Origin of the sequence: Actinomadura sp. NAK00032 (assembly GCF_013364275.1) — a bacterium.
Taxonomy (GTDB): Bacteria; Actinomycetota; Actinomycetes; order Streptosporangiales; family Streptosporangiaceae; genus Spirillospora.
In genome coordinates this window covers 7,812,635-7,833,722 of the sequence record NZ_CP054932.1, presented here as the reverse complement: position 1 = coordinate 7,833,722, position 21,088 = coordinate 7,812,635, and the positions used below count along the sequence as shown (strand labels likewise).

The following is a 21,088-nucleotide window of genomic DNA, read 5'->3' as shown; positions in this document are numbered from 1 at the left end:
TACATGACCAGCCTGTCCGGTACGGGGCGGCGGTACCAGGTGGGGAGCCGGTGAGCCGGTGGTGGGGTTAGCCCCACCCCCGGCGCCGCTCGGGCGTGTCAGCGCTCCCCGCCCGGCTTCCACAGGACGTCGCCGTGCCCGGCGTTCGCCACCCGGCACAGGATGAACAGCAGGTCGGACAGCCGGTTGAGGTACTTGGCGGTGAGCGGGTTCACGCCGCCCTCGGCGACCTCGCCGGCGCTGCCGTGCGCCTCGATCGCCGCCCAGGTGGTGCGTTCGGCGCGCCGCGCCACCGTCCGCGCGACGTGCAGCAGCGCCGCGCCCGGCGTCCCGCCCGGGAGGATGAAGCTGCGCAGCGCCGGCAGGTCGGCGTTGTGCTCGTCGCACGCCGCCTCCAGCCGCTCGATGTAGGACGGCTCGACGCGCAGCGGCGGGTACTGCGGGTCCGTGACGACCGGCGCGCACAGGTCGGCGCCCACGTCGAACAGGTCGTTCTGGACGCGGACCAGCAGCGTCGCGACGTTGTCCGGCAGCGCGCCGAGCGCGAGGGCCGCGCCGATCGCGGCATTGGCCTCCTCGACGTCGGCGTAGGCGGCGAGGCGCGGATCGGTCTTGCCGGTCCGCGACGCGTCGCCGAGCGCGGTGGTGCCGTCGTCGCCCGTCCGGGTGTAGATGCGCGAGAGCACGACGGGGTTGTCCCTGTTCTTCGCCATGTCCCGCAGCCTAGCCCCGCCGCTTTCCGAACTGGCCCTGACGTTCCCCGAAGCCCGTTCGGTAGGGTTCCGGAAAGACCCCGGAGGCCGCCGTGTACGACTACATCATCGTGGGAGCGGGGAGCGCGGGCTGCGTCCTCGCCGCCCGACTGACCGAGGACCCCTCCGCGAAGGTCCTGCTGCTGGAGGCCGGCCCGCCCGACGACGCGCCGGAGATCCATATCCCGGCAGCCGTGGCGGCGCTCATCAAGGGCCCCTACGACTGGGACTACGCGACCGTCCCGCAGGAGCACGCGGCGAGCCGCAGCGTCTACTGGCCGCGCGGGCGGACGCTCGGCGGCAGCTCGTCCACCAACGCGATGATCTACATCCGCGGCGCCCGGTACGACTACGACACCTGGCGCGACGCGCACGGCTGCGACGGCTGGGGCTATGAGGACCTGCTGCCCTACTTCCGTCGCGCCGAGGACCAGCAGCGCGGCGACCTCCCCTACCACGGCGTCGGCGGCCCGCTCCGCGTCGAGGACCTGCGCTACAAGCACCCGCTGACCCGCGCCTGGGTGCAGTCGGCGAAGGCGTACGGCCTCGCCGCGAACCCCGACTTCAACGGCGCCGACCAGGACGGCGTGGGCTTCTACCAGGTCACCCACAAGCGGGGCCGGCGCTGGTCGACCGCCGCCGGGTACCTGCACCCGATCGAGAACCGGCCGAACCTCACCGTCGTCACCGACGCCCTCGCCACCCGCGTGGTGATCGAGGACGGGCGGGCCGTCGGCGTCCGCTACGAGGCGCGCGGCGAGACGCACTCGGCGCGCGCCGAGGCGGAGGTCATCCTGTCCGGCGGCGCGGTGAACAGCCCGCAGCTGCTCATGCTGTCGGGCGTCGGCCCCGCCGACCACCTGCGCTCGCTCGGCATCGACGTCCTGGTCGACTCGCCGGTCGGGCAGGGCCTCCAGGACCATCCGTTCGTGAACGTCATGTTCGCCACGCCGCGCACCAAGGTGCTGTGGGAGCAGGCCAACGCGCGTGCGTTCGCCCTGTACCAGGCGCTGGCGCGCGGCCCTTACGCGTCCAATGTGGCCGAGGCGGGCGGGTTCGTCCGGACGGTCGAGGGGCTGCCCGCGCCCGACCTCCAATACCACGTCCTGCCGACGCCGTTCGTGAACCAGGGGCTCGTCGACGTCACCGAGCGGCTGCTGTCGGTCATGGTCACCGCGATCGCGGTGGAGAGCCGCGGCGCGCTGACCCTGCGGTCGGCCAGCCCGTACGCCAAGCCGCTGATCGACCCGGCCTACCTGGCCGCCAAGGCCGACCTGGACATCCTGGTCGCGGGCGTCCGGCAGGCCCGCGAGATCGCCGCGTCCGGGCCGCTCGCGTCGCTGGTCGGCGGCGAGTGGGCGCCGGGCGAGCAGGCCGACTCCGACGAGGCCGTCACCGAGTTCGTCCGCCGCGAGGTCGCGACGCTGTTCCACCCGACCAGCACGTGCGCGATGGGCGGGGACGACGCCGTCTGCGATGCGGAGCTGCGGGTGCGGGGTGTGGAGGGGCTGCGTGTGGTGGACGCGTCGGTCATGCCGACGGTTCCTCGGGGCAACACCAACGCGCCGACCATCGCGATCGCGGAGCGCGCTGCTGATCTGATCCGCGGGCGCACGCCGCTGGCGCCCGCCAACGCGGGGTCGTAGCCCGGGTCGGAGACGCCCGGGAAAGAAGAACGCCCCCGTCCGGAGAGGACGGGGGCGTGCGCTGCGCACAGGCGGCGGGCGTCACCGCTTCAGGGCCTTCGCAATCCGGACGCGGCGGGCGTCCTTGGCCTCGTTGCGCAGTACGCGTACGCGGTCGTTGATGATGACCTTGTCGATCTCCGGGCGGATCATGTCTGACTCCTCGTTCCCGCCGGGCCCTTGTGGCCTGACATGTACAAGGTTCGTCCTAAGCCACCACCCCCCACATGGGGACGACGCCTTATATCCGCCGCCTCAGACCGCCTTAGTCCGCGGTCTGCGAGCCGGAAGGACCTGAGTTGGACGCTCAGTCACGTATCCAGGAGCTCGCCGACCGCCTTATCGCGCCCGGTGGGGAGGTCGGCCTCCAGGTCGCCGCCTACCTCGACGGCGAACTCGTGGTGAACGTGTGCGCCGGAGCAGCGGACGCGACCACCGGCCGACCCGGTTGACGAGCGGACCCTCTTCCCCGCGGCCGGCCTGATCTCCACCCTCGTCCATGTGCTCGCCGATCGCGGGCTGCTCGACTACGGCGTCCCGGTCGCCGCTTATTGGCCGGAGTTCGCCGCCCAAGGGAAGGTCGGCATCACCCTCGCCCACGTCCTCGCCCACGTCCTCGCGCACACCGCCGGGGTCCCGCAGACGCCGCCCGGCGTCGGGCCGGAGGATCTCGCGGACTGGGACGGGATGTGCGCGCGGATCGCGGACCTGCGGCCCCTCTGGCGTCCCGGCATCGCGACCGGATGGCACGCGCTGACCTACGGTTTCATTCTCGGTGAGGTCGTGCGGCGGGTCACCGGGCAGCCACTGCCGGTGGTGCTGCGGGATGTGATCGCCGCCCCGCTCGGCGTTCACGGTGATCTGCTCTTCGGTGTCCCCGCCGCTGACCTGCCACGGGTGGTGCGGCTGGAGGAGGGGGAGCCGCCGGACCCGCCGGCCGACTTCCCGCCTGGTTCGCTGTACCACGAGGCCATGCCGGCGTGGCTGCGCGCGGGTGCCGAGCTGGGCAACCGGCCCGAAACCTGGATGCCGCCGGGCCCGGTCGGAAGCGCGGCGACGGCCGAGGCCCTCGCCCGCATGTTCGCCGCCCTCATCGGTGCGGTGGACGGTGTACGCCTCATCGGCCCCGCGACGGCCGGCCGGCTCTCGGAGACCCTCACGACCAGGGAGGACAGGGTGGTGAGGATGCCCCTGCGCAAGGGACTCGGCTACATGGTCGGTGTCGCGGCGATGGGGAACTCCGTCGCCTTCGGGTGGTACGGCACCGACGGCCTGGTGTACGCCGGTGCGCCGCGTCCGCAGACGCGCCCGCCAACGCGCCCGCAGTCGCGTCACCAGGGGGCGGAAAGGGGTGGACGGATGGGCGCGGGATCTGCCATCATCCGGCACATGATCAATGAAAGGGGCGTCGCCGCCCTCGTCCGGTGAGCGGTTACGCGCAGCGGGAAGCTGCGAACGTCCGCTCGGAATGGCTCGGGCACCTGCTGTCCACCGAGCCCGCCGACCGTCCGGCCGCCGAAGCGGCCATCTCCGAGTTCTACCGCCTGATCGGCCTCGGCCCGCCCCGTTTCCACTGGGTGGCCTCACCGGTGGCCGCGCTGGAGACCGTCCCGCCCGGTGTACGGGCGTGCGAGGCCCCGGACCGATTCCCTGACTGGCCGCTGCCGCCGCGTTTCCGCCGCCTGCTCGGCGAACTGACCGTGGGGCTCGACACCGCGGCCCTGCGCGGCCATCCGCTGATGGACCGGATCGTGGGCCAGGTGGTGAGAGATCCCCTCATGGCGTCCGTGCGCACCACGCTTCGGCCGGCGCTCGGGGGACACGAGAGGGCCGGACGGGTGCTCGACTGGTACTCGGCCTGGAGTCTGTCCAGGGTCGCCCACTACGACGCCATCCGCCGGACGTCCGGTGTGGTGTTCACGCCTGAGCAGGACCGATTGCTCGACCTGTGGGCGGCGCTGGCCAGATCCTGCGTCTGGTGGTGGCCGCGCGAGCACGTGTGCGTCGTCTCCGAGCGGCCCGTCGAGTTGCACACCGAGGTCTGGGACGACGACGGGCGGGTGCGGCTGCACCGCTCGGACGGCCCCGCGCTCCGGTACGGCGACGGGTGGGACGTCCACGCCTGGCACGGCACGCGGGTGCCCGCATGGGTGATCGACGACCCGGACGTCGGGCGGATCGAGCGGGAGGCCAACGTCGAGGTCCGGCGGTGCGCGATCGAGAACATGGGGTGGGGCGACTACATCGACCGGGCCGGGCTGCGGCTCGTCGCCGTCGCGCCCGACCCCGGCAACCCCGGCTCCGAACTGCGCCTCTACGACCTGCGCGAGCAGACCAGGGTGCTGCTCGCCGTCAACGGTTCCGTCGAGCGCGACGGGCGCCGCCGCCGCTACGGGCTGACCGTGCCGGCCGCCATCGGGGATCCGGTCGCCGCCGCCGGCTGGACCTACGGGCTGTCCGCCGACCAGTACTCACGTCTCGTCCGCCGAACCTGAAGGTGATCTCATGACCGTGACTCTCGCGTCCCTCTCCCGGCAGACCGGTCTCGCCGTGCTCGACCATCTCGAGCAGTCGGTGAGCATCCCCGTCGTCGACGGGCTCCAGGCCCAGGGCGACCTGATCATCATCCCCTTCGCCGAAGTCTCCGCCTCCCTGTCGCTGCGGCCGAACCCTGTGTGGACGGACGTCCCGTCTGAGGGTGTCGAACTGCTGCGGGGCCAGGCGGGTGGCAATCCCCACACCCTTGTCGCCGACCCCGGCACCTGCCGTTGGACGACGCAGGTCTCTGATTCCGGCTTTCTGACGATCGGCGTCTTCGAGGCGTCCGCCACCGTGTACTTGCTGCACCCCGAGCACGGCGCCTCCGGCTGCACGGCCGGTCGTTATGTCGTGCGGCGTCAGCGCGAGTACACAGTCGGCGGGTGGGGATCGCGGCTCGTCGCCGACTAGGTCAGTTCCGGCCGTAAGGAACCGGCCGCCGTAGCGAAAAGCGCCTCCGTCCGCATGGGCGGGGGCGCTGCCGTTCACCGGTCATGGGTGATGGGTGATGGGTGATGGTGCGGCGGGATGCCTGTGTGAGTTGGTGTTAATCTTTCGCTTTTGTCGGCTTGTGTTTGTCGTGTTCGCTTGGGCGGGGTGCGTGGCTGAGGTCGCTTTTTATCGGTTTTATGTGGTTCCAGTGAGTGGGCGGTTGCGGTGAGGTGTTTGATCTGCGGGTTGGTGCGGGGTGCTGTCGGTGCCGCGCTACGCGCGGAAAAGCGATCGGCGAGGGCCTTCCTACTTGCACATCTGCGTCCTGTCTGTGACCGCAACCAACGTGGCAGCAACCGGTGACGTGGTGTGCGGTGTGCATCTTTGCTTCGGGAGGCACCTCGGCCGTCCGCCTGCCGCAGCCACCCCAACCCGATAAAGCCGTGCTCAGCCCGCGCCTGCCGTTGGATGACCGGCGGCCGTAAGGAGCGTCCTTTATTGCGGGCGGTGAGCGGGTTGAAAAAGATGAAGATCGAATGTTGAGTGTCTGAATTGTCCAGTGGTAATGGGGGTGTGTCGCGGTATAATTGAGGTGGCAATTCGGGTTGGGAGGTGAATCCCCGTGTCGATGTCCGCTCAGGTCGCCGAGATTGGTGGCGGGCAGCGTGAATGGGAAGACCGGGTGTGGTTCCCGCCCGGCCCGCAATTGGCGGTCTGCCTGTCGGGTTCGAAAGAGCGCCTGGCGGATCTGACCGATGACGAACTCCTCCAGGTCGCGGCGGCCGCTCGTCGGCAGACCTCCTGGGCCCAGGCGCGGGAGCTGGCCGCGATCGCGGAGCTCACCCGCCGCCGCACCTCCGACGAAGACTGCGGTGCCGAGGAATCTGGTGACCCCGAGTACCGGGTCTTGTCGGCCCGTGAGTCGGTCGCCGAAGAGGTCGCCGTTGCTCTCAGCGTCACTGGGAACGCCGCCGCCACACTGGTCCATCTGGCCGAACAACTGACCGGCCCGCTCGCTCGAACTGGAGAGGCACTGGGCGCCGGACGCGTCGACATGGCGAAGGCCCGCGTGATCTGTGACGTCACCGAGGGTCTCCCCGGTGATGTGGCCGGGAAGGTCCAGTGCGTTGCCCTGGAGAAGGCGTCGGAGCAGACCACCGGGCAGCTCCGCCGCCGGATCAAGCGGATCGCGCAGCGACTGGCGCCCCAGGCGATCGAAGAGCGTAAGCGTGGAGCGGTACGGCACCGGCGGCTGGAGCTGTGGGACACCCCGTCCGGCACCTCGGATCTCGCGCTGTGCGATCTGGCGGCCGAGGACGCGCATGCCATCTTCAACAAGATCACCGCTGCGGCCAACGGCATCAAGGCCGATGGTGACCCTCGTCCCTTGAGCACCCTCCGCGCTGATCTTGCCACTGCGCTGCTGCATGGTGTTGAGCTTCCCGAGGCCGTTCGCACCCTTCTTTCCCGGACGGGCGACGAGAGTGATGTTGCCTCTCCGTCGGCGGACGGGGGCGAAGCGGTCTGTGCTCGGCTCGACGATGATGTCGATGAGCGCCTTGGGGGCCTTGCCGGCGAGGTGGAACGGCGCCTGAACCATGTGCGCGGGCGTGTCCGCCCTCGCGAGTTGCCGCATGCCATCCGGCAGGCGGCGCGGCACATTGACGACCAGCTCGCGGACGCTCGTGACACCGCCTGCCAAGGTGACGAGGAGTGCCACGGAAGCCCCGACTATCGGCCGCCCGCCGCCATGCGCCGGGAGATCGAGGCGCGGCACAGCAGGTGCGTGTTCCCCACCTGCAACCAGCCCTCGCGGCGCTGCGACCTCGACCACACGATCCCGTGGCGGCCCGGCCTCACCTGCCGCTGCAACCTCGCCCCACTCTGCAGACGCCACCACCGGCTGAAACAGACCGCCGGTTGGAGACTTCACCAGATCTGGCCCGGGTTGCTCATCTGGATCACGCCGTCCGGCGGCTGGTACATCGTCCGGCCCGACCGGCAGTGAGTCCGCGCCTCATCCGATCGACCCGATGCCCTGGTGGCTGATTTCTCACAACTTGGACGATATTTACAAGCAGTATGTGTATTAATATCGGGCTCACGTTGGGCGGGCTGAGTACCGTCCTGGTGCGCGGCATTGGGGTTGTGGGACATGGAGATCGAGTCACTGGCGGCGGCTCTGGAGCGGGAGCACCACGAGATCGATGAGGGGATCGAGGCGTTCACCGCTGAGCCGGTGGGCGGGAAACGGGAGCGGGAGCCGCTCGTGCGTGCCGTGCGGGCGCTGCGTCGTCACATCTACCTCGAAGAGGAGTTCCTGTTCCCGGCCCTGCACGCGGCGGGGCTGATGGCGCCGGTCATGGTGATGCTCCGGGAGCACGCGGAGATGTGGGGGACGCTCGACGCGCTCGACGAGGCGGCGGACGACGATGCCGCGCTCACGCTGTGCCGGCGGCTGAACGTCCAGCTCCTGCACCACAACATGAAGGAAGAGAAGATCCTCTACCCGGAGCTGGAGCGGGTCGTGCCCGCGCCGCAGGAGGAGCGGCTGAGGGCCTTCCTGCGGACCGGGGAGATGCCTGCCGACTGGGTGTGCGTGCGGGTCCGCGGCTGACCGTCCCGCGGTGTCAGGGGAGGAAGACCGCGTGCTCCTTGAGGACCGGGGTGAGGTGCGGGGGGAGGTCGGTCATGGCCGCCACCTCTTCCGCGGAGGTGAAGCCGCCCAGGTCCTGCCGCATGCGGACGATCAGCTCCGCGTGGGCCGGGCGGATGCCCGGGATCGTCGCCAGTGCGGAGGCGGGGGCGTGGTTGACGTCGACTATGCCGCCGTCGTCGAAGGTCCTGGGCAGGTCGGGGCGGCCGATGGCCAGTTCGAGCGCCAGTTGCGGGTCGGTTCTGGCTATCTCGGCGGCGTGGGCTCGTAGTTCGCGGCGGCGTTTCGTCTCCAGCACGGCGTGCTGGAGGCTGCTGGGCGGGATGGACCGGGAGGAGAACACGCGGTGCCTGACGGCCAGGGTGTGGAGCGTTCCGCCGAGCCATGACAGAACCCACGTCAAGACGAAGACGGAGTCGGCGGTGCTGCCGCGCTCACTGTCCGCCGTCGCCAGCATCGCGGCGACCAAAGCGGCGTAGGGGATCGTCGCGATCCATAGGCCGACGCTTCTCGTGCGGGCCGCCGCGAAGCCCATGGTGATGGGCGTGGCATAGCCGAGAGTGAAGAGCGGGCTCAGAGCCCATAGGTAACTTGCCGCGGTTCTGCCGGCCCTCGCCATGGCCCCCTCAATCGTCGCTGATCTGACGTGCCGTGGAAGATTTCGGTTGCCGGAACCCGACAGGGGATCAGGCGATTTCGACGAAGCCGAGGTGGCCGTAGAGGCGGCGGGCGCGGCGGTTGCGGCGGGTGACGGCCAGGGAGAGGGTGGCGTGGTCCGGGGCCAGGGCGTGCATGGCCGCCTTGACCAGGGTTCGGCCGATGCCCTGCCCAGCGTGGGACGGGGCGGTGAAGAGGAACGCCAGGAGGGGTTCCTGCTTGTAGAGGGTGACCAGGGCCGCGCCTATCGGACGGTCGTCGTGGTCGGTGACGAATGAGGCTTCCGGGAGGAAGCTTCCGTACTCGCCGTACAGAGTGAGCTGGATCTCGCGGACGGCGCCCTGGAGGTCGCCGACGTCGGTCTCGTCGGGGGTGCCTCGGTAGGCGTCCCACATGGCGGCGGCGAGGGCGGGGAGGTCGGCCTCGGTGAACGGGCGGACCCCCGGCGGGGGCGGGGGCGTGGCGTCCAGGGTCGCCTGGAGGCGGCTGCGCACGGGTGCGCCGAATGTCCCGGATGTCATGGTTTCGAGTCTAGGCGGGCGCCCCCGGCCGGGGGCGCCCGGCTTCGGTCAGCGCTTGTAGCGGCGGCCGTGGATCATGTTGATCAGGCCGAGGACGCGGGCCATCTCCTTCTCGGTGCGCGCGAACGTGGTGAGGTTCATCGTCGCGAACCGCTGCCGGGTGATGGCCTTCGGGCGGGTGAACTCGCGCAGCCCGTCCGCGCCGTGGATGCGGCCGAAGCCGGACTCGCCGACGCCGCCGAACGGCAGCGCGGCGACCTGGGCGAACGCGGCGAAGGCGTTGATGGACGTCATGCCGGAGCGCATCCGCCGGGCGACGTCCAGCGCGCGGGACTTGTCGCCGGAGAAGATCGTCCCGGCGAGGCCGTAGCTGGTGCGGTTGGCCTTGTCCACCGCCTCGTCGAGGTCCTTGACGCGGTGGACGGTGATCGTCGGGCCGAACGTCTCCTCGCAGACGGCGGACGAGTCGTCCGGCACGTTGGTCAGCACGACCGGCTCCACATAGGGCTTGCGCACGGACTCGGCGCCGCCGACGACCGCCTTGCCGCCCTTGTCGAGGGCGTCCTTGATATGCCGCTCGATGATGTCGAGTTGCCCGGGCATCGTGATCGGGCCGTAGGCCGCCTCGCGGTCGAAGCCGGGGCGCAGGTCCTTGGCCTTCTCGGTGAGCTTGCCGAGGAACTTGTCGTAGGCGTCGTCCACGACGTAGATGCGCTCGACGCCGATGCAGGTCTGGCCCGCGTTCGACATGGCGCCCCACAGCGCGGCGTCGGCGGCGGCGTCGAGGTCGGCGTCGGAGTCGACGATGCAGGCGTCCTTGCCGCCGCACTCGGCGACGATCGGGGTGAGGTTCTCGGCGCAGGCCGCCATCACGCGCTTGGCGGTGCGGGTCGAGCCGGTGAAGGCGACCTTGTCGACGTGCGGGGACGAGGCGAGCGCCGCGCCGGTCGCGCCGAGCCCGGTGACCGTCTGCAGCACGGGGTGCTCGGGGATCACCGCGTCGAACAGCTCGGCGAGGAACACGCCGACGCCCGGGGTGAACTCCGACGGCTTGAACACGACGGCGTTGCCGGCGGCGAGCGCGTAGCCGATCGAGCCCATCGGGGTGAAGATCGGGTAGTTCCACGGGCCGATGACGCCGACGACGCCGAGCGCCTGGTACTCCAGCACGCACTTCTGGTTGACCGCCATCAGGCCCGGGAAGACGCTGCGGGGCCCGAGGACCTTCTGCGCGTTGCGGGCGGCCCAGTCCAGGTGGGTGATCGCCATGATCGTCTCAAGCTGGGCGTCCTGCACCGGCTTGCCGGTCTCCTGGTGGATGAGTTCGGCCATCCGGTTCAGGTTGCGGGCGAGCGACCCCTTGACGTTGAGCAGCCGGAGCCGCCGCTCCTTCCAGCCGAGGGCCCGCCACCACTCGGCCGCCTCCCGGGCGCGCTCGATCGCCGCCGCCACCGCGGCACCGTCCTGGACGGGGTGCTCGGCGACGACCTCGCCGGTGGCCGGATTCAGGGACGCGAACGTCTCGGCGCTCTCCGTGGCCACGGACATGGGGAACCTCCCGGGAGGGGCCGTAAGTGACTACTTGCATTGTGGTACCGGCTAGTAAACCACCCTAGGCGCCCGACGGGGAGTCCGGGATCCAGCTGCCGTGGAATCCGGCCGGGACCCGGCGCGGCAGCTCGACGGTCGCCGTGTGCGACAGGTCGGCGGCGTCCAGTACCAGCAGTTCGGAGCCGGACCCGGCGGACACGATCGACAGCAGCCAGCCCTCGTCCTCGGCGCGGGCGCCCTCGGCCGGGACGAACACCGCCTCACCGACGTGCGCGTCCTCCCCGCAGTCGCGGACCGACGCGCCGCCGCGCAGGTCGTACTTCACGATCGAGCTGCCGGCGACCGTGTAGAGGTAGCGGTGCTCATGGCCCGTCCTGGTGTCGTCGTGGGTCGGGAACTCCACGTTGCGGTCGTCGAGCCGCTCCTCGGACGCCTTGCCGGTGGCGGGGTCGAGCACCCAGCGGTGCAGGTGCGCGCTCAACGCGGTCACCGCCTCGGTCGCCGGGTCGACGGTGCCGCCGATCCCGGCCCAGAGCGCGGTGAAGGTCTGCGGGGTGTAGCGCGCGCCGTCCAGCACCACGCGTCCGGCGGCGTCCTCGTGCGCGTTGCCGACGTGGAAGACGTAGCACGGGTCGACGTCGAACCAGCGGACGCCGCCGGACCCGTCGCGCGGCATCACGCCGAGCCGCGCGCCGTACCCGTCGTCCCACCGGTAGGGCAGGGCGGACGTGCCGGACAGCGCCAGGTCCACGTCGAACACCATCGGCAGGTCGAGCCAGACGACATGGTGCTCGGTGATCGCGAAGTCGTGCATCATCGTCGGGCCGGGCACCTCGACCTCGCGGCTCTCCACCAGCGTCCCGTCCGCCGACAGCCGGTGGAAGACGAGGTGGGGCGGGAACACGCCGTAGCCGAAGAACAGCAGGTCGCCGGTGACCGGGTCCTCCTTGGGATGCGCGGTCATCGCGGAGGTGAGCCGCCCGCCGAAGTCGCACGGCCCGGCCGTCTCCAGCTCCGGGGTGACTTCGTAGGGGAACCCGGCCTCCACCAGCGCCCAGATCTTGCCCGCGTGCGGGACGACGTGCGTGTTGGCCTGCACGGCGCACCGGTCGAAGGTGAGGTCCTCGCGGACGAAGGGCGCGTCCTTGGTGAACGCGTCCGTCCGGACCCAGCGGTTGCGGTACCACTCGGCCCGGCCGTCGCGCAGCCGCATGCCGTGGATCATGCCGTGCCCGGTGAACCAGTGCCGGCTCGGCTCGCCCGGCTTCGGGTTCGGGCCGTTGCGGAAGTACCGGCCGGTCAGCTCGGCGGGCAGCGCGCCGGTGACCGGCAGGTCGTAGGCGTCGGTCTCGTCGGGGACGGGGGCCAGCGGCCCGTCCATCCAGGCGGCGGGGCGTTCTCCGGTGTGCTCGCTCATACGGTGTGCTCCTCGGGAAGCGGGCGGCCGAGCCCGGCGGTGTGGCGCTTGCGGGCCGTCTCGGGATAGCGGGCGGTGAACACGGCCGGAGCCGTGAACCCGACGACCTTGACCGCGATGAGCAGAGCGGTGTCGTCGGGAGTCCAGTACTGGACGCAGGCGAGGGCGGCGGCGGTCGCCGTGAACCCGGCGGCCCAGCCCAGCGTGAGGATGCGGTTGATCTTCCGGAACAGGTCCGTCGCGGCGATCTCGGCCGGCACGGTGCGGCGCGCGATGCCCGCGGTGAAGGGGCGTCCGGCCAGGAGGGTCGCCCAGGCGGTGACCGCCAGCCAGCCGATCGCGAGGGACGCGCCGTAGTCGAGTGCGGCGGAGCCGGGGACGGTGAACGCGAGCGCGGTCAGCAGCGCCATGTAGACCAGCGTGGACGACTCCAGGACCAGCGAGTCGGCGCGGTGCCCGCGGCGGACGTCCTGGACGATCAGCGCCAGCGCCGCCACCAGGCCGCTGACCGCGCCGGCCCGGGTGTGGAACCCGCTCACGACCGCGAGCAGGATCCAGGGGAGGAAGGTTCTGGCGTAGTACTTCGGCATGGCCCGGGGAGCCCCTCGCTCTGACATTCCAGTTTTGACATGTCGAAACTAGACGTTCCAACTTAGACATGTCAATAGTGAGTGGTAGGCTCCCCGGCATGAGTTTGCGACACGCGATGCTCGGGCTCATCGCCGAGATGGACGGTGCCAGCGGGTACGACCTGCTGCGGATGTTCGAGATCTCGCTCGGGAACGTCTGGCCGGCCCGGCAGAGCCAGCTCTACGGCGAACTCGGCAAGCTCACCGGGGCCGGGCTCATCGAGGTCGCCGAGGAGGGGCCGCGCGGGCGCAAGGAGTACCGGATCACCAAGGCGGGGCGGGCGGAGCTGCACGACTGGATCGTCGACGTGCCAGCCAAGTCCAGCAAGCGCGACGACGCGCTGCTGCGCGTCTTCTTCCTCGGGCTCGTCGATCCGGCGGAGGCGCAGCGGTACATGCGGCGGCACTCCGAGGGGCTGGGCGACTACCTGGCGGAACTGCTCGACCTGGAGGGCCGGGTGGAGTGGGACGACGACAACCTGTCCGTCTACGGGCGGCTGGTCATCGAGTACGGCAAGCGGTTCGCCGCGATGCGGCGCGACTGGTTCGACTGGGCCCTTCAGGAGATCGAGGCCCTGGAGAGGCGCGAGTAGGGCGCGGCGTGCCTGCGCCGCGCCCTACCCGGAGTGCTCCGCCGGTCAGCAGAAGTCGTCGGCGTGGTCGGCGGCCCACTCGGCGAACGTGCGGGCCGGGCGGCCGGTGATGCGCTCGACCTCGGGGGAGATCTCGGTCGGATCGTCGACGGCGCTCGCGCGCCGCCCGAGCAGGACGTCCACGATGCTCTCGCGCATGTAGGGGCGCGCGAGCATCTCCTTGCGCGCCTCCTCCGGGCCGATCTCCTCGAAGCGCACCGGACGGCCGATCGCCGCGCCGATGAGCGCGACCTTCTCCGGCTGCGTGAGCTGCTCGGGCCCGCTCAGCACCGGCCGGGCCCCGACGAGGGCGTCGGTGAGCAGCGCCTTCGCGGCGACGGCCGCGATGTCGCGTTCGTGGATGGGGGCGAAGCGCGCCGCCGCGTACGCCTCGCGGACGGGCTCGCCCGCGCGGATCTCCTCCCGCCAGCCGAGCGCGTTGGACGCGAACTCGCCGGGGCGCAGGAACGTCCACTCCAGGCCGGACGCCTCGATCGCCCGCTCGATCTCCAGATGGTGCACCGCGAGGTCGTTCGACGGATCGTCGTCCAGCGCGGCGGAGGACGACAGCATGACGACGCGCCGCACGCCGTGGTCGGCGGCGCGGGGGAGCAGGTCGTCCAGGCCGTGCCAGAACACGGCGGGGTTGAGGAAGAGCGACGCTATGCCGTCCAGCGGCATGTCTTCGGTGCGGGCGACCTCCGCTTCGCTGGGCAGCCGGGCGGTCGCGGGTTCGCGGGTCAGCGCGCGGACCTTCGCGCCGGCGGTGAGCAGTTCGGCGACGAGGTGCCGTCCGACGTTTCCGGTGGCTCCGGTGACGAGAATCATGCGGCACATGCTTCAACCAAACGGATGAACTTGTCAAACAGCTGGATGGTTGACGGCGTCAGCAGGGCGGTTACGATGGGCGCCGTGACGGACACGACGAAACGGCCGCGCCGCGCCCCCGCGCCGGACGAGCGCACGCTCGACGCCGACCGGTCGCGGCGCCTGCTGCTGGACGCCGCGCTGGACGAGTTCGCCGCCAAGGGCTACGCCGGCGCCCGCGTCCAGGACATCGCGGACCGCGCCGGGCTGAACAAGCAGCTGATCAACTACTACTTCGGCGGCAAGGCGGGGCTGTACCGCGAACTGCTCGCGCTCTGGGGCACGCGCAAGGGCGAGATCAACGACCCGTCCCTCCCCATGGAGGAGGTCGCGGTCGGGTACCTGCACCACATCCTGGACGATCCGCGCGGGACGCGGCTGAGCGCCTGGCGCGGCCTGGACGCGGCCGGCGGCGCGTCCGACCCCGGGGACGACGACCCGTGCGGCCTCGCGGAGGACCTGTCCGACGTCGAGCGGCGCCGGCAGGAGGGCGAACTGGCCGCCGACCTGGACCCGGCCGCGGTGCGGCTGGTGCTGATGGCGATGACCGCGGCGCCCGTCACGATGCCGCACGCCGTCCGGCGCGTGTTCGGCCTCGACCCGGAGTCACCGGAGTTCCGGGAGCGCTACGCCGAGCAGCTGCGCCGGATCGTCCGGCACCTGGCCGGGCCCTGAGGGCCGCTTCGCGGGCCGGCTCGCCGGGTCAGTTCCGCCAGAACTGGAACAGGTAGTGGCCGAGTTCGATCGGGAAGTTGTCGACCGAGCCGGTCACCTTGAACGGGAACCCGTCCAGGCCGATCGCGTCGGTGAGGTAGAAGATGACGTTGAAGAAGCCCTCGTTGATCGGGCCCAGCCACAGCAGCGCGATCAGGATGAGGAACGCGTAGCCGCCGTACGCGCCCGCCTGCGCGGCGAACCGGCGCGGCAGGTACGGCTCGATGATCCCCCAGCCGTCCAGGCCGGGGATCGGCAGCAGGTTCAGCACCGCGGCGGTGACCTGGAGGAACGCCAGGAACGCCAGGCCCGACCAGAACAGCGCGTGGTCCTTGTCGGCGAAGTTCTTGAAGATCACCGCGAGCATCACCGCGAACAGCGCGTTCGACAGCGGGCCCGCCGCCGAGATCAGGCTGTGCCGCAGCCGGCCCTGGATCGCGTGCCGGTCGATCCAGACCGCGCCGCCGGGCAGGCCGATGCCGCCCAGCACGATGAACACGACCGGGATGAGGAAGCTCAGCGTGACGTCGGAGTACTTCAGCGGGTTCAGCGTCAGGTAGCCCTTGGCGGCGACGCTCCGGTCACCCGACCGGAAGGCCATGTACGCGTGCCCGAACTCGTGCAGGCACAGCGACAGGATCCACGCCGAGATCACGAATCCGAACACCGCGATGCGGCCGGGCTTCTCCAGGATCGTCCCGTACCGCCAGGCGATCAGGCCGCACAGCACGGTCGCCGCCACGACCGCGAGGAACACCGGGCTCGGCCGGACGGCCGCGCTCCCCCGCGCCTCGTGTGCAGTCCCGTTCATTCCCGGCCCCTCTCACCGCGCCGCCGTTCCCCCGGCGCGCCGTCCCGCCCGATCGTCCCTCGGAAGCTACCTGCTCAACGGAGTTCCCGCGCACCGGAGTTCCGGGCGCCGGGATCGCGCTGCCCCGTCACGCCGCCCGTCCCGCCGCCCGCTCATGGCGCCGCGATCACCGGGACGACGTAGGTGCGCAGGAAGCGGCGCAGCCCGTCGGCGTCCCGGTCCCGGTCCATCACGATCAGCGAGGTGATGATCCGGAAGAGGAACTCGACCGTCCCCTCCACCTCGATGTCGGCCCGCAGCATCCGCTGCCGCTGCGCCTGCTCGAAGTACGGGCGGACGTAGTCGCAGCACAGCGCGAGGACGTGCTCGGCCGCGCCCGCGACCGCCGCCTGCATGTGCCCCGCCGCCTCCGGCACCAGGAAGTGCGCGATGGTCGGCTCGCTCCGCACGTACGCGACCGCGTCCATGGTGCCCTCGATGATCGCCTCCGGCACCGACCGCTCGCGGCGCAGCCGCTCGGCGAGCCGGTCCAGGAAGCGGTGCAGGTCGCGCACCACCACGGCGAGGATCAGCTCGTCCCGCCCGCCGGTGACGCTCCGGTACACGGTGGCGCGGGACAGCCGCGCGGCGGCGGCGATGTCCTCGACCGTCGTCTTCGCGACGCCGAAGCGGCCGAAGCACTCCTCGGCCGCGTCGATGATCCGCTCGCGCGTCGTGTCGGTGGTGACCGGGGGCATGGCAGCACATTACCGGCCGCCCGCGGCCCGTCAGTCCAGGGTGTACTCCAGGGTCCAGGTGTGCCCGCCGTCCGCGGTGACGGTGATCTGGCCGAGGCCGCGGATGCCCGCGAGCTCCCCGGTGCCGGACGTGGGGACGATCAGCCAGCGCAGCCACTGGGTGTCGGGCGTCCCGTCCTCGCTGCCCGCGCTGTGCTGGAGCACGAACGTCCCCTCGCGGCCGTGCAGGATGCCCTGGACCCGCTCGATCCCGACGTAGGCGGCGGGGCCGGCGGGCGTCTCCACGGTGATCAGCTCGGTGGTGCTCGTGCCGACCAGGTCGCCGTGGAACTGCTTGCCGACGTGGACGCGGGTCAGCTTGCCGCCGTCCTGCTCCTCGTAGGGCTTCTCGGCGTCCCATGCCTCGATGTCGAAGCTGCCGCTCGCTTGGAAGGTCATCCCGCCATGATGCACGTCACATCCGACAGGACGGAACGGTCGGCGGGACGGAACGGTCGGCGGGACGGAACGGTCGGCGGGACGGAACGGTCGGCGGGACGGAACGGTCGGCGGGACGGAACGGTCGGCGGGACGGAACGGTCGGCGGGACGGAACGGTCGGCGGTGTGCGACGGGTCGGAAGGCGGACGGGTCAGAACAGCGTGCCCTCGTGTTCGATGCCGCGCAGCGCGTCGTAGTCGAGGGTGACGCAGTCGATGCCGCGGTCGGTGGCGAGGACGCGGGCCTGCGGCTTGATCTCCTGAGCCGCGAACACGCCGCGGACGGGCGCGAGATGCGGGTCCCGGTTGAGCAGCTCCAGGTAGCGGGTGAGCTGCTCGACGCCGTCGATCTCGCCGCGCCGCTTGATCTCGATCGCGACGGTGGCGCTGTCGGAGTCCCGGCACAGGATGTCGACGGGGCCGATCGCGGTGGGGAACTCGCGGCGGATCAGCGTGTAGCCGTCGCCGAGCGTGGTGATGTGCTCGGCGAGCAGTTCCTGGAGGTGCGCCTCGACGCCGTCCTTCTGCAGGCCGGGGTCGATGCCCAGCTCGTGGCTGGTGTCGTGCAGGACCTCCTCGATGGTGAGGATGAGCCGCTCGCCCGACTTGCCGTGCGTGACCGTCCAGCGCGCGGTGGCGCCGTTGTCGGTGTAGCTCTCCTCCCGCAGCGAGCAGGGCGGATTCATCCAGTTGAGGGGCTTGTAGGCGCGGTCGTCGGCATGGATGCTCACGCTCCCGTCCGCCTTGATGAGGATCAGGCGGGGGGCCATCGGCAGATGGGCGGTGAGCTTGCCGGCGTAGTCGACGCTGCAGCGGGCGATAACGAGACGCACGCTGCCTCACCTTAGTGCGGCGTCACGCCTGCTTCAGGCCAGACCGGCGTACCGGCGGCAGTCGTCGTGGTCGGTGGGGACGCCCCAGGCGTCGAGGATCTCCATCAGGTTGGTCCAGCGCCAGCTGTCGGGCGGCAGCTCGGCGATCGTCCGTACGGCCTGCCGCTGGACGGGTGTGAGGTCGGCGAACGGCGGCAGCGGGCGGACGGGGGTACCGAACGTCAGCCTGAGCACGACCTCGGCCATCGAGAAGGACTCGGCGTCGGACGTCCTGGCCAGCCCTTCGATGACGGCCTGGACCGCGTCGGGCGGGGTCTCGTCCAGCGCGGCCAGGCTCAGGGCCGAGTAGAGGCGGACCTCGCCGTTCAGGAAGTCGGCCTCCAGTTCGGGCGGGGACGTGCAGGAGGCCGCCAGTCGCGCGATGACCGGTGCGTCCGCCTCGTCCAGCCGGGCGAGCGCGATCGCCGCGGCCCAGCGCGGGCCCGGCTCGGTGCCGGCCAAGTGCTCGCGGATCCGGTGGAGGAGGTCCCGGCCGTCGAGGAGCCCGGCGGAGATCAGCGCGTTGGTGATGACGGCCGGGTCGCGCTCGGTGCCGAGCAGTGCGCTCAGGGCGGCGAGCGAGTCGGCGGACTCCTCCGGGAACCAGCCGACCGCGTACGCGGCGGTGGCGCGCACGCCGGCGTCGGTGTCGCCGAGCAGTGCCCGCAGGGTCGGCAGCCCGGCGCGGACGGCGTCGTAGGCGGCGAGTTCCGCCGTGGCGGTGCGCTGCGCCCAGCCGAAGTCGAACATCTTCCGGGCGCGCTCGCGGCTGCGGCGTTCCCGGTCGTCGCTCGCCTCGGCGACCCACGCGTCCAGCCTGCGCGCCTCCGCTTCGGCGTCCGTCGCGAGGAGCCGCGCCGTCTCGGCCCGCCACTCGGCGATGGCGACGCCGGACGGCAGGTGCGTCTCGTCGAAGCCGAGCGCGAGCGCCGTCGCCAGGTAGAGCGGCCAGGTGCGCTCGGGCGCGCCGGGGTCGGCCGCGAGCGCCAGCAGGAACGGCACCGTCTCCGCCGACGCCGGGTACCGGCTGCCCTGGTGGTAAATGTTCGTGAACAGCTCGCTGAACGCCTCGCCGCGCTCGTCCTCGTCCGGCGAGCGCAGTGCGCGGAGCAGGGCGGTGGACGTCCTCCGCCGAGCCGTAGGCGTGGTCGAGGCCCGCCCAGTCGATGCCGTCCAGTCCTGCCAGCGGGTCGCTCATGCCGCGATCATGCCCGATCGGCGGGTCTAAGGCGCTGTCATCGGCACAGATAAGGCGTGGTCATCGGCACAGATAAGGCGTGCTGCCGATGTTCGGGCGGGGTCCTTAGGACGAGTCTCTTGGATGTCGGGTCGTGCCGAGCGGCCCGGGACATAGGGGGAGGGGCCGTGTTCCACCACGACATCATGCGGTCGGTCATGACCGACCGGAGCCGCGAGCTGCGGACCCGGGCCGCGGCCGAGCGGGACGCGCGGCTCGCGCGCCGGGCCCGCGAGTTCTGGGCCGAGCGCGCCGAGCGGTTCGGCACCCGGCGGGAGGCGCGGCGCGACGTCCCGAAGTGGCGCCTAGCGGAATGAAAATCTTTGTCAAGCCTGGAATTCTCCGGGGGCCGTGATTAGCGTCGGCGGGTGGGTGTTCATCCACCACCGGCGAAAGGAACCCCCGCAATGTCTCTCGACGTGACTCCGGAACTGCTCGAGACGGCGCAGCAGGGCGAGGTCGGCGACGCCGCCTTCGTCGAGTGCATCAAGACGTCCCTGCCCTACGCGTGGGACATGATCAGCGGCCTGGTGGCGCGGCTCCAGGTGGACGGCGGCGACTACGCCGACAACCTCACCCCGCCCCCGGACGAGCAGGCCCGCGGCCAGCTGCTCCGCGTCCTCGCGAGCGACGCCATGCGCGGTGCGATGGAGCGCCACTTCGGCATGAAGCTGGCCTTCCAGAACTGCCACCGGGTCGCCGTCTTCCCGACCGGCGACTCCAGCGCCTACCGGACGTTCGTGACGGCCCGCGAACAGATCCTCAACCAGTCTCCCGAACTCCGCGACTGCTGACCCGCCCGCCTCCGCCGTGACGTGCGGCGCGCCGAACCTCTCGGTGCGCCGCACGTTCTCATAGGGCCGCGCGGACCCTGCTCATAGCGGCTCATAGGGGCTCATAGGGCCGCGCGGACCTTGGGGAGGACGTCGGTGCCCAGGCGGGCGATGTTCTCCAAGGTGGCGGTGCGGGAACCGGTCGCCTCCACCAGCATGATCAGGTGCCCGATCCCCGTCTTCTCGGCCGTGGTCACGAGCGACTCGACGCAGTCGTCCGGCGAGCCGACGGGGTGGATGCCGCACATGCGGCGCGCGTAGCCGACGGGGTCGGGGGAGGGGCGCGGACGGTCGTCCACGGCGACGTATCCGGCCAGGCCGGGGCCGAGCCAGCGGGGCATCTCCGCCATGAGCGTGCTGACGGCCTCTTCGCGGGTGTCCGCCACCTGGGCGACATGGGTGGAGATGTGCGGGAGGCCGGGGTCGCCGTGCCGGGCGACGGCGGCGGCCTTCTCATCCGCGTCCACGTGCATGCCGAGGAGCATCGGCAGGCCGCGCTCGGCGGCGAGCGCCTCGGTCTCGGGGGACGTGCAGGCGACCGTCACCGGGGGCGGGGCAAGCGCGCGCGGGACGACCGGTACCTCACGGAAGCGGAAGTGTTCCCCCTCCCAGGAGACACGGTCGGATCGCAGCCAGGTAAGGAGCAGGTCCAGGGACTCGGCGAAGCCGTGCTCGTAGCGGGGGAGCCCGGTGCCGAAGACCTCCAGGTCCCGCCAAGGGCCGCCGCGCCCGACGCCGAGGCGGAAGCGGCCGTCCGACAGCAGTGCCAGCATCGCCGCCTCCTCCGCCAGCGCGACCGGATGCCGGGTGGAGAGCACGCTCACCGCCGTCCCCACGTGGATCCGCTCGGTGACCGCCAGCAGATGGCCCGCCAGCAGCGTCGCGGACGGGACGACCCCGTACGACATGAAGTGGTGCTCGGCCAGCCACACGTCGTCGAAACCGGCGCGTTCGGCGGCGACGGCGGCTTCGACGGTACGGGTCAGCGCGGCGTGGTGGTCCTGTCCGGGGGCACGGGTCGCGAGGAGGAAGATTCCTAGGCGCACGTCCCCTGTCGTACCCGGGAGCG

Annotated in this window: 24 protein-coding genes; 11 read left to right on the top strand and 13 right to left on the bottom strand. The window is 71.3% G+C overall.

The annotated features are described in order from the left end of the window. Window positions 1-98: 98 nt before the first annotated feature. Complete coding sequence (locus HUT06_RS35925; protein ID WP_176199783.1) at window positions 99-713, bottom strand: cob(I)yrinic acid a,c-diamide adenosyltransferase; 615 nt, start codon at window positions 711-713, stop codon at window positions 99-101. 92 nt (window positions 714-805) lie between these two features. On the opposite strand from HUT06_RS35925, the gene HUT06_RS35920 reads away from it, so the two are divergent. From HUT06_RS35920 to HUT06_RS35890, 7 genes are all read left to right on the top strand, one after another. Continuing rightward, window positions 806-2,398 (top strand): GMC family oxidoreductase, encoded by a 1,593-nt coding sequence (locus HUT06_RS35920; protein ID WP_176199782.1) that lies wholly within the window; start codon window positions 806-808, stop codon window positions 2,396-2,398. 338 nt (window positions 2,399-2,736) lie between these two features. After that, complete coding sequence (locus tag HUT06_RS35915; protein ID WP_176199781.1) at window positions 2,737-2,889, top strand: hypothetical protein; 153 nt, start codon at window positions 2,737-2,739, stop codon at window positions 2,887-2,889. A gap of 49 nt (window positions 2,890-2,938) precedes the next feature. Then, the gene (locus HUT06_RS35910; RefSeq protein ID WP_254715559.1) at window positions 2,939-3,865 is read left to right on the top strand and encodes a serine hydrolase domain-containing protein; all 927 of its coding nucleotides are present in this window, start codon (window positions 2,939-2,941) and stop codon (window positions 3,863-3,865) included. Continuing rightward, window positions 3,862-4,932 carry a DUF6745 domain-containing protein gene (locus tag HUT06_RS35905; RefSeq protein WP_176199780.1) on the top strand — a complete coding sequence of 357 codons (1,071 nt, stop codon included), beginning with the start codon at window positions 3,862-3,864 and terminating at the stop codon, window positions 4,930-4,932. Before HUT06_RS35910 ends, HUT06_RS35905 begins: the two co-directional genes overlap by 4 nt. Window positions 4,933-4,942: 10 nt before the next feature. Continuing rightward, window positions 4,943-5,386, top strand: a complete 444-nt coding sequence (locus tag HUT06_RS35900; protein ID WP_176199779.1) for a hypothetical protein — start codon at window positions 4,943-4,945, stop codon at window positions 5,384-5,386. Between the two features lie 649 nt (window positions 5,387-6,035). Beyond that, window positions 6,036-7,415 (top strand): HNH endonuclease signature motif containing protein, encoded by a 1,380-nt coding sequence (locus HUT06_RS35895; RefSeq protein ID WP_254715824.1) that lies wholly within the window; start codon window positions 6,036-6,038, stop codon window positions 7,413-7,415. A gap of 147 nt (window positions 7,416-7,562) precedes the next feature. Further along, window positions 7,563-8,024: a hemerythrin domain-containing protein gene (locus HUT06_RS35890; protein WP_176199777.1), complete on the top strand. Its 462-nt coding sequence runs from the start codon at window positions 7,563-7,565 to the stop codon at window positions 8,022-8,024. A 13-nt stretch (window positions 8,025-8,037) separates the two neighbouring features. On the opposite strand, the gene HUT06_RS35885 is transcribed toward HUT06_RS35890, so the two are convergent. From HUT06_RS35885 to HUT06_RS35865, 5 genes are all read right to left on the bottom strand, one after another. After that, window positions 8,038-8,598, bottom strand: a complete 561-nt coding sequence (locus HUT06_RS35885; RefSeq protein ID WP_176199776.1) for a helix-hairpin-helix domain-containing protein — start codon at window positions 8,596-8,598, stop codon at window positions 8,038-8,040. A 151-nt stretch (window positions 8,599-8,749) separates the two neighbouring features. Continuing rightward, on the bottom strand, window positions 8,750-9,241 hold the full coding sequence (locus HUT06_RS35880) for a GNAT family N-acetyltransferase (protein WP_176199775.1): 492 nt from the start codon (window positions 9,239-9,241) through the stop codon (window positions 8,750-8,752). 48 nt (window positions 9,242-9,289) lie between these two features. Continuing rightward, complete coding sequence (locus HUT06_RS35875; RefSeq protein ID WP_176199774.1) at window positions 9,290-10,789, bottom strand: aldehyde dehydrogenase family protein; 1,500 nt, start codon at window positions 10,787-10,789, stop codon at window positions 9,290-9,292. Window positions 10,790-10,853: 64 nt separating this feature from the next. After that, entirely contained in the window at window positions 10,854-12,209 is a 1,356-nt protein-coding gene (locus HUT06_RS35870) for a carotenoid oxygenase family protein (RefSeq protein WP_176199773.1), read from the bottom strand. Then, on the bottom strand, window positions 12,206-12,799 hold the full coding sequence (locus HUT06_RS35865) for a hypothetical protein (RefSeq protein WP_176199772.1): 594 nt from the start codon (window positions 12,797-12,799) through the stop codon (window positions 12,206-12,208). The genes HUT06_RS35870 and HUT06_RS35865 overlap by 4 nt, the downstream gene beginning before the upstream one ends. 98 nt (window positions 12,800-12,897) lie before the next feature. On the opposite strand from HUT06_RS35865, the gene HUT06_RS35860 reads away from it, so the two are divergent. Further along, window positions 12,898-13,431 (top strand): PadR family transcriptional regulator, encoded by a 534-nt coding sequence (locus tag HUT06_RS35860; protein WP_176199771.1) that lies wholly within the window; start codon window positions 12,898-12,900, stop codon window positions 13,429-13,431. A gap of 45 nt (window positions 13,432-13,476) precedes the next feature. On the opposite strand, the gene HUT06_RS35855 is transcribed toward HUT06_RS35860, so the two are convergent. Then, complete coding sequence (locus HUT06_RS35855) at window positions 13,477-14,298, bottom strand: NAD(P)H-binding protein (protein WP_176199770.1); 822 nt, start codon at window positions 14,296-14,298, stop codon at window positions 13,477-13,479. A gap of 84 nt (window positions 14,299-14,382) precedes the next feature. Here HUT06_RS35855 and HUT06_RS35850 point away from each other — a divergent pair, with 84 nt between their 5' ends. Beyond that, window positions 14,383-15,012 (top strand): TetR/AcrR family transcriptional regulator, encoded by a 630-nt coding sequence (locus tag HUT06_RS35850; protein ID WP_254715558.1) that lies wholly within the window; start codon window positions 14,383-14,385, stop codon window positions 15,010-15,012. Between the two features lie 28 nt (window positions 15,013-15,040). On the opposite strand, the gene HUT06_RS35845 is transcribed toward HUT06_RS35850, so the two are convergent. The 5 genes from HUT06_RS35845 to HUT06_RS35825 form a co-directional block, all read right to left on the bottom strand. Beyond that, on the bottom strand, window positions 15,041-15,862 hold the full coding sequence (locus tag HUT06_RS35845; protein WP_176199768.1) for a site-2 protease family protein: 822 nt from the start codon (window positions 15,860-15,862) through the stop codon (window positions 15,041-15,043). 152 nt (window positions 15,863-16,014) lie between these two features. Further along, entirely contained in the window at window positions 16,015-16,599 is a 585-nt protein-coding gene (locus HUT06_RS45400) for a TetR/AcrR family transcriptional regulator (protein ID WP_176199767.1), read from the bottom strand. A 30-nt stretch (window positions 16,600-16,629) separates the two neighbouring features. Continuing rightward, entirely contained in the window at window positions 16,630-17,037 is a 408-nt protein-coding gene (locus HUT06_RS35835; protein WP_176199766.1) for a DUF3224 domain-containing protein, read from the bottom strand. A 192-nt stretch (window positions 17,038-17,229) separates the two neighbouring features. Further along, a complete protein-coding gene (gene nucS / locus HUT06_RS35830; protein WP_176199765.1) occupies window positions 17,230-17,910 on the bottom strand; it encodes an endonuclease NucS in 681 nt (226 codons plus the stop codon). A 33-nt stretch (window positions 17,911-17,943) separates the two neighbouring features. Continuing rightward, window positions 17,944-18,951 carry a HEAT repeat domain-containing protein gene (locus HUT06_RS35825; protein WP_176199764.1) on the bottom strand — a complete coding sequence of 336 codons (1,008 nt, stop codon included), beginning with the start codon at window positions 18,949-18,951 and terminating at the stop codon, window positions 17,944-17,946. Window positions 18,952-19,314: 363 nt separating this feature from the next. Here HUT06_RS35825 and HUT06_RS35820 point away from each other — a divergent pair, with 363 nt between their 5' ends. Continuing rightward, window positions 19,315-19,503 (top strand): hypothetical protein, encoded by a 189-nt coding sequence (locus HUT06_RS35820; RefSeq protein WP_176199763.1) that lies wholly within the window; start codon window positions 19,315-19,317, stop codon window positions 19,501-19,503. A gap of 90 nt (window positions 19,504-19,593) precedes the next feature. Further along, window positions 19,594-19,980, top strand: a complete 387-nt coding sequence (locus HUT06_RS35815) for an SCO5389 family protein (RefSeq protein ID WP_176199762.1) — start codon at window positions 19,594-19,596, stop codon at window positions 19,978-19,980. A gap of 101 nt (window positions 19,981-20,081) precedes the next feature. Here the strand turns inward: HUT06_RS35815 and HUT06_RS35810 are convergent, their stop codons facing one another. Then, complete coding sequence (locus HUT06_RS35810) at window positions 20,082-21,065, bottom strand: LLM class flavin-dependent oxidoreductase (RefSeq protein ID WP_176199761.1); 984 nt, start codon at window positions 21,063-21,065, stop codon at window positions 20,082-20,084. Between the last annotated feature and the right edge of the window lie 23 nt (window positions 21,066-21,088).

Bases quoted from the DNA above. Each gene is read 5' to 3' on its own strand.
- HUT06_RS35925 (WP_176199783.1), bottom strand. From the start codon at position 713: ATGGCGAAGAACAGGGACAACCCCGTCGTGCTCTCGCGCATCTACACC.
- HUT06_RS35900 (WP_176199779.1), top strand. From the start codon at position 4,943: ATGACCGTGACTCTCGCGTCCCTCTCCCGGCAGACCGGTCTCGCCGTG.
- HUT06_RS35895 (WP_254715824.1), top strand. From the start codon at position 6,036: ATGTCCGCTCAGGTCGCCGAGATTGGTGGCGGGCAGCGTGAATGGGAA.
- HUT06_RS35890 (WP_176199777.1), top strand. From the start codon at position 7,563: ATGGAGATCGAGTCACTGGCGGCGGCTCTGGAGCGGGAGCACCACGAG.
- HUT06_RS35885 (WP_176199776.1), bottom strand. From the start codon at position 8,598: ATGGGCTTCGCGGCGGCCCGCACGAGAAGCGTCGGCCTATGGATCGCG.
- HUT06_RS35880 (WP_176199775.1), bottom strand. From the start codon at position 9,241: ATGACATCCGGGACATTCGGCGCACCCGTGCGCAGCCGCCTCCAGGCG.
- HUT06_RS35875 (WP_176199774.1), bottom strand. From the start codon at position 10,789: ATGTCCGTGGCCACGGAGAGCGCCGAGACGTTCGCGTCCCTGAATCCG.
- HUT06_RS35870 (WP_176199773.1), bottom strand. From the start codon at position 12,209: ATGAGCGAGCACACCGGAGAACGCCCCGCCGCCTGGATGGACGGGCCG.
- HUT06_RS35865 (WP_176199772.1), bottom strand. From the start codon at position 12,799: ATGCCGAAGTACTACGCCAGAACCTTCCTCCCCTGGATCCTGCTCGCG.
- HUT06_RS35860 (WP_176199771.1), top strand. From the start codon at position 12,898: ATGAGTTTGCGACACGCGATGCTCGGGCTCATCGCCGAGATGGACGGT.
- HUT06_RS35855 (WP_176199770.1), bottom strand. From the start codon at position 14,298: ATGATTCTCGTCACCGGAGCCACCGGAAACGTCGGACGGCACCTCGTC.
- HUT06_RS35845 (WP_176199768.1), bottom strand. From the start codon at position 15,862: ATGAACGGGACTGCACACGAGGCGCGGGGGAGCGCGGCCGTCCGGCCG.
- HUT06_RS45400 (WP_176199767.1), bottom strand. From the start codon at position 16,599: ATGCCCCCGGTCACCACCGACACGACGCGCGAGCGGATCATCGACGCG.
- HUT06_RS35835 (WP_176199766.1), bottom strand. From the start codon at position 17,037: ATGACCTTCCAAGCGAGCGGCAGCTTCGACATCGAGGCATGGGACGCC.
- HUT06_RS35815 (WP_176199762.1), top strand. From the start codon at position 19,594: ATGTCTCTCGACGTGACTCCGGAACTGCTCGAGACGGCGCAGCAGGGC.